14 protein-coding genes are annotated in these 14,356 nt (G+C 65.0%); 2 read left to right on the forward strand and 12 right to left on the reverse strand.

The features are described 5' to 3' along the window. Positions 1-4: 4 nt before the first annotated feature. The 10 genes from V6U71_RS14550 to rpsB all read right to left on the reverse strand — a co-directional run bounded on the left by V6U71_RS14550 (position 5) and on the right by rpsB (position 10,841). A complete protein-coding gene (locus tag V6U71_RS14550; protein WP_054587050.1) occupies positions 5-694 on the reverse strand; it encodes an OmpH family outer membrane protein in 690 nt (229 codons plus the stop codon). Next, positions 694-3,396 (reverse strand): outer membrane protein assembly factor BamA, encoded by a 2,703-nt coding sequence (bamA, locus tag V6U71_RS14555; RefSeq protein ID WP_411339128.1) that lies wholly within the window; start codon positions 3,394-3,396, stop codon positions 694-696. The genes V6U71_RS14550 and bamA overlap by 1 nt, the downstream gene beginning before the upstream one ends. Before the next feature lie 72 nt (positions 3,397-3,468). Continuing rightward, positions 3,469-4,602 (reverse strand): RIP metalloprotease RseP, encoded by a 1,134-nt coding sequence (rseP, locus tag V6U71_RS14560; protein ID WP_411339129.1) that lies wholly within the window; start codon positions 4,600-4,602, stop codon positions 3,469-3,471. Further along, positions 4,595-5,758 carry a 1-deoxy-D-xylulose-5-phosphate reductoisomerase gene (locus tag V6U71_RS14565; RefSeq protein WP_411339130.1) on the reverse strand — a complete coding sequence of 388 codons (1,164 nt, stop codon included), beginning with the start codon at positions 5,756-5,758 and terminating at the stop codon, positions 4,595-4,597. Before V6U71_RS14565 ends, rseP begins: the two co-directional genes overlap by 8 nt. Position 5,759: 1 nt before the next feature. Then, complete coding sequence (locus tag V6U71_RS14570; protein WP_411339131.1) at positions 5,760-6,434, reverse strand: phosphatidate cytidylyltransferase; 675 nt, start codon at positions 6,432-6,434, stop codon at positions 5,760-5,762. Positions 6,435-6,436: 2 nt separating this feature from the next. After that, a complete protein-coding gene (uppS, locus tag V6U71_RS14575) occupies positions 6,437-7,081 on the reverse strand; it encodes a polyprenyl diphosphate synthase (protein ID WP_411342358.1) in 645 nt (214 codons plus the stop codon). A 165-nt stretch (positions 7,082-7,246) separates the two neighbouring features. Next, positions 7,247-7,801: a ribosome recycling factor gene (gene frr, locus V6U71_RS14580; RefSeq protein ID WP_054587044.1), complete on the reverse strand. Its 555-nt coding sequence runs from the start codon at positions 7,799-7,801 to the stop codon at positions 7,247-7,249. A 23-nt stretch (positions 7,802-7,824) separates the two neighbouring features. Continuing rightward, entirely contained in the window at positions 7,825-8,547 is a 723-nt protein-coding gene (pyrH, locus tag V6U71_RS14585) for a UMP kinase (protein ID WP_411339132.1), read from the reverse strand. Positions 8,548-8,928: 381 nt separating this feature from the next. Beyond that, complete coding sequence (tsf, locus tag V6U71_RS14590; protein WP_054587042.1) at positions 8,929-9,855, reverse strand: translation elongation factor Ts; 927 nt, start codon at positions 9,853-9,855, stop codon at positions 8,929-8,931. A gap of 134 nt (positions 9,856-9,989) precedes the next feature. Further along, positions 9,990-10,841: a 30S ribosomal protein S2 gene (gene rpsB / locus V6U71_RS14595; RefSeq protein WP_054730202.1), complete on the reverse strand. Its 852-nt coding sequence runs from the start codon at positions 10,839-10,841 to the stop codon at positions 9,990-9,992. A gap of 309 nt (positions 10,842-11,150) precedes the next feature. Here rpsB and V6U71_RS14600 point away from each other — a divergent pair, with 309 nt between their 5' ends. Further along, on the forward strand, positions 11,151-11,411 hold the full coding sequence (locus V6U71_RS14600; RefSeq protein WP_411339133.1) for a hypothetical protein: 261 nt from the start codon (positions 11,151-11,153) through the stop codon (positions 11,409-11,411). On the opposite strand, the gene V6U71_RS14605 is transcribed toward V6U71_RS14600, so the two are convergent. Beyond that, positions 11,395-12,177 (reverse strand): CDP-alcohol phosphatidyltransferase family protein, encoded by a 783-nt coding sequence (locus tag V6U71_RS14605; RefSeq protein WP_411339134.1) that lies wholly within the window; start codon positions 12,175-12,177, stop codon positions 11,395-11,397. The two genes, V6U71_RS14600 and V6U71_RS14605, sit on opposite strands and share 17 nt — an antisense overlap. Position 12,178: 1 nt before the next feature. After that, positions 12,179-12,913 (reverse strand): phosphatidylserine decarboxylase, encoded by a 735-nt coding sequence (locus V6U71_RS14610; RefSeq protein ID WP_411339135.1) that lies wholly within the window; start codon positions 12,911-12,913, stop codon positions 12,179-12,181. A 140-nt stretch (positions 12,914-13,053) separates the two neighbouring features. Here V6U71_RS14610 and V6U71_RS14615 point away from each other — a divergent pair, with 140 nt between their 5' ends. Continuing rightward, on the forward strand, positions 13,054-14,268 hold the full coding sequence (locus tag V6U71_RS14615) for an NADP-dependent isocitrate dehydrogenase (RefSeq protein WP_411339136.1): 1,215 nt from the start codon (positions 13,054-13,056) through the stop codon (positions 14,266-14,268). Positions 14,269-14,356 lie beyond the last annotated feature (88 nt).

A 14,356-nucleotide genomic window follows, 5' to 3' on the forward strand; every position in this document is an offset into this window, starting at 1 on the left:
AGGATCAGCGCGTCGTCGGCGGCGTGCCGGTCGCCGGGGCGGCGGGAGCGGGCGTGCCCTGTGCGGCGCGCGCGGCATCCATCAGCTGCTGGTTGCGCTGCTGGACGAGCTGGCCCGGCTGGTAGCCGGCCGGCGCTGCGGTCGACACGCTGGGCAGAATCCGGTTGAGTTCGGTCACCACCGCGTCGGTGATGTCGACATTATTTTCGCGTGCCAGCACCGCGTCGGGGTTGAGCAGCAGGTCGACCTTCTTCGCGGTCATCGCCGCCTTGATCGCCTCGTTCATGCGAACGCTGATCTGGTCCTCGACATAGGCGATGGCGAGGTCGACCGGCGCGCTGATCTTGGCGAGCTCGGTCTGCGCAGCCTGACGCTTGTCCTGCACGGCCTTGGCGGCCGCCTGCAGCGCAGCCTGATTCTGCGGCGTCTTCTTCGCTTCTTCGTTATATTTGGCGATCAGGACGTTGATTTCGGCCTGCAGCGTCTGGCCGCGCGACTGCTGCTGATCGATCTGCGCCTTATAGGTCGTCTCGATCTGCTGCGTGGCGGTCTGGAAGGCGGCCGAGCGCGCGGCGGCGGCACGGACGTCGGCGACGGCAACGGCCTTTGCCTGCGCGAAGGCGGGGGCCGATACGACGGGCGAAACCGACAGCGCGGCAAAGGCCAGCGCCGAAGCGACAAAAATTTTCTTCATCAGAATTGGGTTCCTACGTTGAATGAGAAGCGTTTGGTATCATCGCCCTCTTCTTTGCGAAGGGCGTAAGCGAAGTCGATCCGGAAGGGACCGAAAGGCGAGTTCCAGTTGACACCGGCACCGATCGAGACGCGCGGCATCCAGCTATCGCCGAAATAACGTTCCTCGAACGGGGAGAGATTGGACGTCGTGCCGGTCGGGCAGCTGCTGTACGATCCCTGCGGAATCGGCGGCGTCGCGGCGTTATTGTCGTGGTCGACCAGCGCCTGCGTGCCGAAGCTGATCGCACCGGTGGTGCCGTTGCGGCAGAGATTCTTGGTCAGACCGTCGCCCGGGTCCTTGAAGTCCGCGAGCGTGGTGAGGTCGGGGCGCTTGACGCCGAAGACCGAACCGACGTCGAGGAAGACCGACGGCCGCAGGCCGAGTTCCTTGGCCCCGGTGCCGAGCGGAATATCGATCTCGAGCCGCCCCTGATAATAGGCGCGCCCGCCGAGCGCGTCGTCGATGCGCTGCTTCGTCGTCGTGTCGAGGATCGGGTTTGCGGGATCGGTCACGTCGACCGACGCGTAGCGGATAACGCGCGGACCGACGCCGCGGATGTCGAAGCCGCGCATCTGCGGCTCGCCGAGGAAGAAGCGGTCGGTCAGGCGGACCTTGTCGCTGGTCGGGGTCGGGCGCCCGCCGAGCGGGTAGATATAACCGCCCTCGGCCGAAACATTGAGGATGAAGCGGCTGCCGAGGTTGAAGTGCTTGCTCGCCGCGGCGCGGGTACGGACATATTTGACGCTGCCGCCGAGGCCGGCGAAATCCTGGCTGAGCGACAGCGACTGGCCGCGCGTCGGACGCAGACGGTTGTCGCGGTCGTCATAGGCGATGGTGAAGCCGAGCAGCGAGGTGGTGCGCTTGCCGATCGCGTCGCAGAGGTAACGGCCGGCGACCAGCGGGTCGCACTGGTCGCGGAAATAATAGAGATTCTTGTCGAGCGACACATCGTCGAAGTTCAGGCTGTAACGCGTGAAGAAGGACAGGAATTCGGTGAGCGGCACACCCGCGTTGATCTGGAAGCCCGTGGTCGACTGTTCGAACGTCGTGCGGCGGTCGCTGCCGATAAAGTTGAACGAGTTCAGATCGCGGCGATAGACGGTGCCGCCGACCGAGATGTTGCGGTCGAACAGATAGGGCTCGGTAAAGCCGAGTTCGACCGACTTCGAATAGCTCGAATAGTTGACCGACGCCTGCAACTGCTGGCCGAGGCCGCGGAAGTTGCGCTGGCGGATCGATCCCTGTAGCAGGAAATTCTCGATCGACGAGAAACCGGCCGACAGCGAGAGTTCGCCGGTCGGCTTTTCCTCGACATTGGTTTCGAGGATGATGCGGTCGGGGGCGCTGCCTTCCTTGCGCTCGATCTCCAGATTCTCCTGGAAATAGCCAAGGCTGTTGATGCGGTTCTCGGTGCGCTTGACGCCGAAGCTGTTGAACGCATCGCCTTCGTTCAGGCGGAATTCGCGGCGCACGACCTTGTCGTGGGTCAGCGTGTTGCCGTTGACGTCGATGCGCTCGACATAGGTGCGCGGGCTTTCGGCGACGTTGAAGGTGATCCCCATCGTCCGCGTTTCGGGATCGCGGCGGAATTCGGGGCTGATGTCGGCAAAGGCGTAACCGAACAGACCGGCGGTCTCGCTCAGGCTTTCGACGGTATCTTCGACCAGCTTGGCGTCGTACCAGTCGTCCTTCTTCATCGGCAGCAGCGTCTTCAGCGTTTCCGGCCGGAAGTCACGGATTTCGCTCTTCACGTCGACGTCGCCGAACTTGTAGCGTTCGCCTTCCTCGACGACATAGGTGATGATGAAGTCCTGCTTGTTGCTGGTCAGCTCGGCGACCGCCGAAATGACGCGGAAGTCGGCATAGCCGTTCTGCAGGTAGAAAAGGCGCAGCTTTTGCTGGTCATAGGCGAGACGGTCGGGGTCGTAGCTGGTGTTCGACGACAGGATCGTCAGCAGGCCCGACTCCTTCGTCGCCATTTCGTCGCGGAGATCGCCGTCGCTGAACTTCTCGTTGCCGATAATGTTGATCTGGCGGACCTTCGACTTCGGACCTTCATTGATTTCGAAGACGACATCGACGCGGTTCTGGTCGAGCGACACCATCTTCGGCTCGACGGTCGCCGCGAAACGGCCCTGGCGCTTGTAAAGTTCGATGATCCGCGCGACGTCGGCGCGAACCTTGGAACGGGTAAAGATCTGGCGCGGCGCGAGCTTGATCTCGGGGCGGATCTTGTCTTCCTTCAGGCGCTTGTTGCCCTCCAGAATAACGCGGTTGATCACCGGGTTTTCGGTGACCTGGATCGTCAGCGCACCGGCATTGTCGGTGATCTGGAAATCCTTGAAGAGTTCGGTCGCGGCAAGGTCCTTGAGCGCCTGGTCGAGCACCGACCGGTCATAGGGCTGGCCGACGCGCAAACGCAGATATGACAGGATCGTCTGCGCCTCGAGCCGCTGGTTGCCGGTGACGGTGATCGACTGGACGGTCGTCGCCGACGGCACAGCCTCGGGCGCGGGGGGTGCCGGGACGGTCGGCACGGTAGCCGGCGGTGCAGCTTCCTGCGCCATGAGCGGCGCGACGGGAGCCAGCATCGTTCCTGCCATGAGGAGTGCCGACAGCTGCATCCGCGCCGAAATTTTGTGTGAAGCCACGCTGTTCATCCCGCAAAAATAACCCACAAGCGGCGAACGCCCTTTTTCGGCAGTTCGCGCGCACTCCCTGCCCCAGTCCGGCTATCCAATCAAGCGGGCGATCCGGTCCCACAGGCCGAATGAGCCCAAATCATTGAAAGTCACGACCAGCATCAGCGTTACGACCGCCGCAAAGCCGAATCGGAACGCCCATTCCTGCACCTTGGCGGGCGCGGGACGTCGCCTGATCGCCTCATATCCGTAAAAAAGCAAATGACCGCCATCGAGCATGGGCAATGGCAACAGGTTTATGAACCCCAGATTGATGGAGATCAGCGCGATCAGGAAGATCAGCGACGCAATCCCGAGGCTGGCCGCCTCGCCCGACACCTTCGCAATGTTGAGCGGCCCGCTCAGATCCTTGACCGAGCGGTTGCCGGTCAGGAGCTGGCCCAGCACTTCGCCCGTCTGCCGGACGATCTGCGCGGTCTGCTTGAGCCCGATCAGCGGCGCCTCGACGAGCGACACCTTCTCGAACACCACCTCGCCCGCCGCGATGCCGATGACGCCGCGTTCGAAGCTGTTGCCGAACCGGTCCTGCTCCTTCGCCAGCCGTGGGGTGAGCCGCAGCGTCTCTTCGGCGCCGCCGCGTTCGATCCGCACGTCCATCGCCTCGCCGGGGCGGTGCGCGACCGCCATCGGAATATCGGTAAAGACGTCCATGGCGCGGCCGTCGATCGAGACGATACGATCGCCCTCGCGGATGCCCGCGGCGGCGGCGGCGGAACCCTCCATCACCGAGCCCGCGACGGGGGGCGTGGTCGGCGTGCCGCCGATCCAGGCGAAACCGGCGAGGATCAGGATCGCGAACAGGAAATTGGTCACCGGCCCCGCGAGGACGATCAGGGTGCGTTTCCACACCGGCTGGGCGGGAAAGCTGTGCGAGCGCTCGGCTTCCGGCAGCTTCTCCCATTCGGCGTCCGGCTGACTGACCGCATCGCGGTCGCCCGCGAACTGGACATAGCCGCCAAGCGGCAGCCAGCCGATCTTCCATTCGGTGCCGCGTTTGTCGGTCCACGCGAGGATCTTGCGGCCGAAGCCGATCGAGAAGGTATCAGCCTTCACGCCGCACCAGCGCCCGACGATATAATGCCCATATTCGTGCACGAACACGAGCGGGCCGAGCACCAGCAGGAAGGCCAGAATCGTGAAAGGAATGCCGGGGGCTTCAAGCATGTTCGTAATGGTCCACAAAATGCTGCGCAGCCGCGCGTGATGCGGCGTCGACGCTGAATATGTCGTGAAGCGATACCGGCACCGGCGGCGCTTCGGCGTCGATCACCCGGCGTACCGTGTCGACGATGGCGGGAAAGGAAATGCGCCCGGCGAGGAAAGCGGCGACCGCCACCTCGTTTGCGGCGTTGAGTTGCGCCGGGCGCGCGCCGCCCTCGGCGATCGCGGCGCGGCACAGCGCGGTCGCGGGGAAGCGTATTTCGTCGGGCGCCTCGAAATCGAGCCGCGAGATCGTCGCAAGGTCGAGCGGCGCGCACGGCGTCGCCATCCGTTCCGGCCACGCAAGAGCGCTCGCGATCGGAATGCGCATGTCGGGCGAGCCGAGCTGTGCCAGTGTCGAGCAGTCGATATATTCGACGAGGCTGTGGATCACCGACTGCGGATGGACGAGAATCTCGATGCGATCGAGCCCGACCGGGAACAGATGATAAGCCTCGATAAGTTCAAGGCCCTTGTTCATCATCGTTGCCGAATCGACGCTGATCTTCGCGCCCATCGACCAATTGGGATGCGCAACCGCCTGCGCCGGCGTGACGCGCGCCATGTCGGCGGCGCTCATGGTGCGGAACGGCCCGCCGCTCGCGGTCAGGATGATCCGGCGGACCTGATCGATCTTGCCGCCAGCGAGACACTGGAAGATCGCATTATGCTCGCTGTCGACCGGCAGCAGCGTCGAACCCGAGGCGCGCGCCGCCGCGGTCATCAGCTCGCCCGCCGAAACGAGCGCCTCCTTGTTCGCCAGCGCGACATCGGTGCCCGCCTCGATCGCCGCCATCGTCGGCGCGAGGCCGGCGCAGCCGACGATCGCCGCCATGACAAGGTCGGCGGGGCGCTTCGCCGCTTCGACCAGCGCTTCGGCGCCGGCGCTCGCCTCGATCCCCGTCCCGGCCAGCGCCTCCTGGAGTTCTGCATAGCGGGCTTCGTCGGCGATCACCGCGATATCGGGGCGGAATTCCTGCGCCAGCTTTGCCAGCTCGGCGACGTCGCTGTTCGCGGTCAGCACCCCGATCTGCCACGCCTCGCCATCGCGCCGGACAAGGTCGAGGGTCGATTGGCCGACCGATCCGGTGGCGCCGAACAGCGAGAGGCGCCGTGCCATGTCAGCCGGCCGCGCGCACGGCGATCTGGCCCGCAACGGCGAGGCCGCCGAGGATCAGCGCGACGGGCAGCAGCCCGTCGACGCGGTCGAACAGGCCGCCATGGCCCGGAATCAGCTTGCCCGAATCCTTGACCCCGGCGCGGCGCTTCATCCAGCTTTGCGCCAGATCGCCAAGCTGGGCGGCGAGCCCCATGAACAGGCCGACCCACAGCGGCACGCCGATAATACCGCCACGGTCGCCGATCGTCGCACTGGCGACGAGCGCCGCGATCATGCCGCCGATCAGCCCCGACCAGGTCTTCGACGGGCTGATCGTCGGCGCGAGACGCGCACCGCCAAAGGCACGGCCGGCGAAATAGGCGCCGATGTCGGTCGCCCAGACCATGCCGAACACCCATAGCGCCGCAGTGACACCCAGATGGTCGCGAATATACCAGAGTCCGGCCATCGATCCCGCGACGAGCAGCGGACCGAGCAGCAGCAATGCCTTTTTCGTCCCGCCGGGAACCGCCATCGCGCGGACGAGCGAGAACCATTCGACGAGCACCAGCGCGCCGCCGACCAGCAGCAACAGGCCGAAGGCGATGCCACCGAACCACAGCGCGGTCCCCGCGATCGCGAACATCACGATCGCCGATCCGATCCGCACCCACAGGTCCGATTTGCCAGATGCCATGCTCATAATCCCCCGTAACGGCGATCGCGCCGCGCAAACTGGTCGAGCGCCGCCTTCAGGTCGGCGGGCTTGAAATCCGGCCACAATGTGTCGGTAAAGTAAAGTTCGGCATAGGCCGACTGCCAGAGCAGGAAATTCGACAGCCGCACCTCGCCCGACGTGCGGATGAGCAGGTCGAGCGGCGGCATGTCGGCAGTGTCGAGATGCGCGGCGATGCTGTCCTCGGTGATCGGCCCCTCCGCCGCTGCCGCGGTCGCCGCGCGCACCAGTTCGTCCTGCGCGCCGTAATTGAGCGCCACCGCCAGCGTCGTACGCTTGTTGCCCGACGTGCGCTCGAGCGCATTGTCGATCAGCGCGACGACATCGGGGGCGAGCGCGCGCCAGTTGCCGATCACTTTCAGCTTCACGTCATTGGCGGCGAATTCATCGAGGTCGGAGAGGATGAAGCGCTTCATCAACCCCATCAGGTCGCTGACTTCCTCTTCGGGCCGCTTCCAGTTTTCGGAACTGAAAGCATAGAGCGTCATCGCCTCGATGCCGAGGTCGCCGGCGGCGCGGACGATCGTGCGCACCGCCTCGACGCCCGCCTTGTGGCCGGCGACGCGGGGCAGCAGGCGCTTCTTCGCCCAGCGGCCGTTGCCATCCATGATGATGGCGACATGGCGCGCACCGTGATCCGAAACACTCACAGGAAGAACCTCAAAATCCGTTCGCATCGAGCGAAGTCGAGATGCCCCTCGGCCCGGCTCCAGTCCGATGGGTGTCTCGACTTCGCTCGACACGCGCGGAGGAGAGATTAGCGCCCAAAAGCACTAGCCCAGGATTTCCTTTTCCTTGGCGGTCGCGGCGGCGTCGAGTTCTGCGATCGTTGCGTCGGTCAGCTTCTGGACATCGGTTTCGGCGCGCTTGCGCTCGTCCTCGCTGATTTCCTTCTTGTTTTCGTCGGCCTTCAGATTGTCCATGCCGTCGCGGCGGACGTTGCGCACCGCAACGCGGGCCTTTTCGGCATATTGGCCGGCGAGCTTCGACAGCTCCTTGCGGCGCTCCTGCGTCATTTCGGGGATCGGCAGGCGCAGCGTCTGGCCATCGACGATCGGGTTGAGCCCGAGGCCCGCCGAGCGGATCGCCTTGTCGACCGGGCCGACGTTCGACTTGTCCCACACCTGCACCGACAGCATGCGCGGTTCGGGTGCGCTGACCGAGGCGACCTGGTTGAGCGGCATGTGGCTGCCATAAACCTCGACCGTTACCGGGTCGAGCAGCGCGGTATGCGCGCGGCCGGTACGCAGGCCTGCGAGGTCGTGCTTCAGCGATTCGACCGCGCCGTGCATGCGGCGTTCGAGGTCGGCCTTGTCATATTTCGCCATCTGTCTTTCCTCTCTTGATTCTGTCAGGCCGCGTCGCCGACGACGGTAGAAACGCCCTCGCCCGCCAGCACGCGCGCCAGATTGCCCGGCTCGCGGATATTGAACACGACGATCGGGATATGATTGTCGCGGCACAGCGCCACCGCACTGGCGTCCATCACCTTCAGATTGTCGGCGAGCACGCGGTCGTAGCTGAGCGTGTCATAGCGGACTGCCGAGGCATCCTGCTTCGGATCGGCATTATAGACGCCGTCGACGCTGGTGCCTTTCAGCAGCGCGTCGCACTTCATTTCGGCGGCGCGGAGCGCGGCGCCGCTGTCGGTGGTGAAATAGGGCGCGCCGACGCCGGCGGCGAAGATCACCACGCGGCCCTTTTCCATATGGCGCTCGGCGCGGCGGCGGATCACCGGCTCGCACACCTTGTCCATCTCGATCGCCGACTGGACGCGCGTTTCGACGCCAAGCTGCTCGAGCGCATTCTGCATCGCCAGCGCGTTCATCACCGTCGCCAGCATGCCCATATAATCGGCCTGCGCGCGGTCCATGCCTTTCGCCGCCCCGGCCATGCCGCGGAAGATGTTGCCGCCGCCGATAACAAGGCAGATTTCGAGGCCGCTCTCCTTCGCCTGCTTGACCTCCGCCGCCATGCTCGCGACCGTTTCAGGGTCGATGCCGAAAGGACTGGAGCCCATCAGCGCCTCGCCCGACAGCTTGAGCAATATGCGTTTCAGGCCGGGCAATGCCATGATCGGGGGAACCTCTTGTAAACAGCAGATACGCGAATGGCGCGCACCCTAGAGCCAGTCCCAGCCAATTGGAAGATCGGGATCGGCGTGAGAAGCGCTTCGGGTAGGAGGAGCGCGCAGCGCGGGCCGGTAGCCCATGCAAGCGATCCGACGCCCTCCGAAGCGCTTCTCACGCCGACCGCGAAGCGGCGGGCCGAATTTGCTCCATCGCTTCGTTGCTCGTCGGTCACGATGGCATTCCATCGCTCCCTCCTCGCGCCTAGCGCTGGAGCAAATTCGGCTCCGTCACGACACTTCCAATTGGCTGGGACTGGCTCTTCAGGCGCGCGCCATTGCCAAGCGGACTGCGGCGCCTGACGCGCAGCAATCCGGTTCTTCTTTTTAGACGCCGGCGGCCGCCGCGACTTCCGCCGCGAAGTCGCTTTCTTCCTTCTCGATGCCTTCGCCGAGCTGGAAGCGGACGAAGCCCTTCAGCGTGATCGTCGCGCCGACATCCTTGCCGGCGGCGGCGACGACTTCGGCGACCGGGGTCTTGCCGTCCATCACGAAGAGCTGCGACAGCAGCGCATTTTCCTTGCGGTACTTGGCGATCGCACCGTCGACCATCTTGCCGACGATCTCGGCGGGCTTGCCCGACTGGGCGGCCTTTTCCTCGGCGATCGCGCGTTCGCGCGCGACGAGGTCGGCGTCGAGGTCGTCGCCGTTCAGCGCCAGCGGGTTCGCGGCGGCAACGTGCATCGCGAGCTGCTTGCCGAGCGGTTCGAGAACATCGGCACCAGCGGTCGATTCGAGCGCGACGAGCACGCCGATCTTGCCCATGCCGGGCGCGGCGGCGTTGTGGACATAGCCCGTGACGACGCCCGAGTTCACCGAAGCGATCGCGCTGCGGCGCAGCGACTGGTTTTCACCGATCGTCGCGATGTTGCTGGTCAGCTTCTCGGCGACGGTGCCGCCGGTCGGATAGGGTGCGGCGTTCAGCGCGTCGATGTCGGTGATGCTGCCGGCAAGCGCGACCTGCGTCACGTCGCGGACGAATTCCTGGAACTGCTCGTTCTTGCCGACGAAGTCGGTTTCGCTGTTCACTTCGACGAGCGCACCCTTGGTGCCGTCGGTGGCAAAGCCGACAAGACCTTCGGCGGCGACGCGGCCGGCCTTCTTGGCAGCGGCGGCGAGCCCCTTGGTGCGCAGCCAGTCGATCGACGCTTCGATATCGCCGTTGTTTTCGGCGAGCGCCTTTTTACAGTCCATCATGCCTGCGCCCGTGCGGTCGCGCAGTTCCTTGACGAGAGCGGCCGTAATCTCAGCCATGGGAAAATCCTTTCAAAAGGGGCGAGCCCATCTGGCCCGCGGGACGCCCGCGCGCATGGCGGGGCGATAAGTCAAAGCGATGACAGGGACGGCGCGAACCTGTTGCCGCGCCGTCCCGTCATGCCCGAGGACGCTTAGGCGTCGCTCTGACGTTCGGTTTCGGCCGCGGCTTCCGCCGGGACCTGTTCGTCTTCGGTCACCGGAGCGGCGACGTCGGCAGCCGGAGCGGCTTCTTCGGTCAGCACGGCTTCGGCGGCGGGCTCGACGGCCGCGCCAAGGTCTTCGCCGCGGTTCGCGCGGGCCTGCTGGCCGCCACGGGTCGCCGCCTGGGCCACCGCATCGCAGTACAGACGGATGGCGCGCGCGGCGTCATCGTTCGCCGGAACCGGGAAAGCGATGCCGTCGGGCGAGACGTTCGAATCGAGGATCGCGACGACGGGGATGCCAAGGACGTTGGCTTCCTTGATCGCCAGCTCTTCCTTGTTCGCGTCGATCACGAACATCACGTCGGGAATGCCGCCCATGTCGCGGATGCCGCCGAGGCTGAGTTCCAGCTTGTCGCGTTCGCGGGTGCGGTTGAGCACTTCCTTCTTGGTGAGGCCCGAGGTGTCGCCCGAGAGCTGCTCTTCGAGCGTCTTGAGGCGCTTGATCGAGTTCGAGATCGTCTTCCAGTTGGTGAGCATGCCGCCCAGCCAGCGGTGGTTGACGAAGTGCTGGCCCGAAGCGCGGGCCGCATCGGCGATCGGGCCCTGCGCCTGGCGCTTGGTGCCGACGAACAGCACCTTGCCGCCGGCGGCCGAGGTCGAGGCGATGAAGTCGAGGGCGCGCGCGAAGAGCGGCACGGTCTGCGACAGGTCGAGAATGTGGATGCCGTTGCGCGCGCCGAAGATATACGGCTTCATGCGCGGGTTCCAGCGGTGGGTCTGGTGGCCGAAGTGGGCGCCAGCCTCGATAAGATTCTGCATCGTGACGACAGGGGCCGCCATGGTCTTTCTCCTTCCGGTTGGTCCTCTGGAAAGCAAGAACCGGGATCCGCAAGCGGACGATCCGGCACCGGTTTATGTGCGCCTTCCATGTGGAATGGGCGGCCCGTTAGCTGCCCCGGCAGCAAAAAGCAAGGGCTGGTCCGCCGTTTTGACGCGCGGAATTACGACGCGCGCGCCTCATCCCGGCGACAAACTGACTCCGTTCGTCGCAAAACGGTTGAGAACAAAACGAGAACATGGAACGAAGAGCCAACGGAAACCGTCCCAGGATGAGAAGGTTTCGCACAAAGAAGCCGGAAGGACAAGATCATGGTTCAGGTCGCAGCCGCACTCCTTTTCGCCCTCGCCGCCGGGCTAGGCATCACGGTCATTCTGGCGATGTTCCGCAGCAACGAAGACGCGATCCTTTCGGCGCTCCTTGGCGAAGGCGCCTTCCCCGCCCTTGCCGGCCCGCAGCCCGATCCGGCGTCGCAGAAACTGACGCTGCGCCGTTCGCCGGCCCGCCGCGACGCTCCGCGTCCTGTCCGTACCGCCACCCGCGTCCAGCCGCAGTTCAGCCGCGCCGCTTGACCCTTGCATAGCTCGCGAGACCGAAAGGCAGCGTCGCGGCATAAACTGCGCACACCGCGAGCAAGGTCAGCCAAGGCGCGGTAACGAGCGCCGCGCCCAGCAGGCCGACTCCCGCCAGCGCGAACAGGCGCCACGAACGGCGCAGGCGGATCGATGCCCAGCTATAAGTCGGGATCGCCGAGATCATCAGCATCGCGATTCCGAGCGCCCAGGGCATGACGACATACCATTCGCGAAACAGGTCGTTCGCCGTCACCAGCCACAAATAGACCGGCACGAACGCCATCCCTGCACCCGCTGGCGCGGGAATGCCGGTATTGAAGCCCGCTGACTTGTGCGGCTGGAAGTCGGCATCCATCCGCGAATTGAAACGCGCGAGCCGCAACGCGCAGCACACCGCCAGTGCGAGCGCGGCGGTCCAGCCGAATTTCGGCGCATTGTCGAGCGACCAGAGAAACAGGATCATTGCCGGCGCGACACCGAAGGCGATGACGTCGGACAGCGAATCGAGTTCGGCGCCGAACTTGCTCTGTGCGCGCAGCAGTCGCGCGATCCGCCCGTCCATCCCGTCGAGCACCCCGGCGAAGATGATCGCCGCGAGCGCCTTTTCCCATTCCTCGCCGATCGCGAAACGGACGCCGGTTAGGCCGAAGCACAGCGCGAGCGCGGTGATCGCATTGGGCGCGAAGGCGCGCAGCGGGATACCGCCGATGCGGCGGCGCTCGACTTCGGCGTCCTCGGCGGCAGGCGACGCGTCGTCGGCCATCCTATTGCCCGATGCCGTCGATCATCTCGGCCTTGCCGATCCGCGCGACGATGGTTTCGCCCGCCAGCGTGCGCTGGCCGAGCAGCACCTGCGGCGTCGTTCCCGCGGGGAGATAGACATCGACGCGGCTGCCGAAACGGATGAGGCCGACGCGCTGGCCGGTCGACAGCTCGGTGCCCATGCTGACGAACGGCAGGATGCGCCGCGCGACAAGCCCGGCGATCTGGGTGAAACCGACGCGCACGCCATCGGCGCGCTCGACGACGAAATGCTGGCGCTCATTCTCCTCGCTCGCCTTGTCGAGGTCGGCGTTGAGGAATTTCCCGGGAATATAGACGAGCTTGCGCAGCGTCCCCGCGACCGGGGTGCGATTGATGTGGACGTCGAACACGCTCATGAAGATCGAGACACGCAGCATCGTCGGGGCGACGAGGCCGTCGGGCCCGGAAATCTCGGGCGGCGGCGCGACTTCGGCGATCTGCGTTACCAGCCCGTCGGCGGGCGCAACGATGAGGTCGCTGCCGGTCGGGGTGATGCGAACGGGATCGCGAAAGAAGGTGCCGACCCAGATCGTCACGCCGAGCATCAGCCAGCCGGGGATCGTCCAGCCGAGCAGCCAGAAACACAGCGTGACGATGCCGGCGATCAGCAGGAACTTGCGCCCTTCGGGGTGAACCGACGGCCAGCGCCACTTGATACCGCCGCCGGGGCGGTTGGAAGAGATGGTTGTGGACATGGCGATCTTTCTAGGGTGCGTCCCCGGCACTGACAATCGAATAAGGCGAAGGTTCCGCATCCGTCAGGGCCATTGATCAATCGCCCCGCTTTGCCTAAGGCCCCTCGCAACTCCGACTCCCCAAGGAAAAAGGCGAAGATATGGGCAAGATCAAGGTAGCCAACCCGGTCGTCGAACTCGACGGCGACGAAATGACCCGGATCATCTGGCAATGGATCCGCGAACGGCTGATCCTGCCCTATCTCGACATCGACCTGCATTATTACGATCTCGGCATCGAGGAACGCGATCGCACCGACGACAAGATCACCGTCGAAGCCGCCAATGCGATCAAGAAGCACGGCGTCGGCGTGAAGTGCGCGACGATCACCCCCGACGAAGCCCGCGTCGAGGAATTCGGACTCAAGAAGATGTGGAAATCGCCGAACGGCACGATCCGCAACATCCTCGGCGGCGTCGTCTTCCGCGAACCGATCGTGATGCGCAACGTCCCCCGCCTCGTTCCCGGCTGGACCGACCCGATCGTCGTCGGCCGTCACGCCTTCGGCGACCAGTATAAGGCGACCGACTTCCGTGTCCCCGGCCCCGGCAAGCTGCGCCTGGTGTTCGAGGGCGAGGACGGCACGCTGATCGACGAGGAAGTGTTCCACTTCCCCTCGTCGGGGGTCGCGATGGGGATGTACAACCTCGACGATTCGATCCGCGACTTCGCGCGCGCCAGCCTGAACTATGGCCTCTCACGCCAGTGGCCGGTGTATCTGTCGACCAAGAACACGATCCTCAAGGCCTATGACGGCCGCTTCAAGGACCTGTTCGAGGAAGTCTTCAACGCCGAGTTCAAGGCGCAGTTCGATGCGCTCGGCATCGTCTACGAGCATCGCCTGATCGACGACATGGTCGCCTCGGCGCTCAAATGGTCGGGCAAGTTCGTCTGGGCCTGCAAGAATTACGACGGCGACGTCCAGTCGGACACCGTCGCGCAGGGCTTCGGCTCGCTCGGTCTGATGACCAGCGTGCTGATGACCCCCGACGGCCAGACGGTCGAATCCGAAGCCGCGCACGGCACCGTCACCCGCCACTATCGCATGCACCAGCAGGGCAAGGCGACGTCGACCAACCCGATCGCGTCGATCTTTGCCTGGACCGGCGGCCTCAAGCACCGCGGCAAGCTCGACGGCACCCCCGAAGTGGTGAAGTTCGCCGACGACCTCGAAAAGGTCTGCGTCGCAACGGTCGAAAGCGGCAAGATGACCAAGGATCTCGCGCTGCTGATCGGCCCCGACCAGAACTGGCTGACCACCGAAGGCTTCTTCGAAGCAATCGTCGAGAATCTCGAAGCCAAGATGGGCGCCTGACCCTTTTTCGTCATCCCGGCGAAGGCCGGGATCTCACCGGTGCGTCATGATGTCAGGTCGAGATCCCGGCCTTCGCCGGGATGACGGT

Origin of the sequence: Sphingopyxis sp. J-6, assembly GCF_046603995.1 — a bacterium.
In the GTDB taxonomy this organism is placed as follows: domain Bacteria; phylum Pseudomonadota; class Alphaproteobacteria; order Sphingomonadales; family Sphingomonadaceae; genus Sphingopyxis.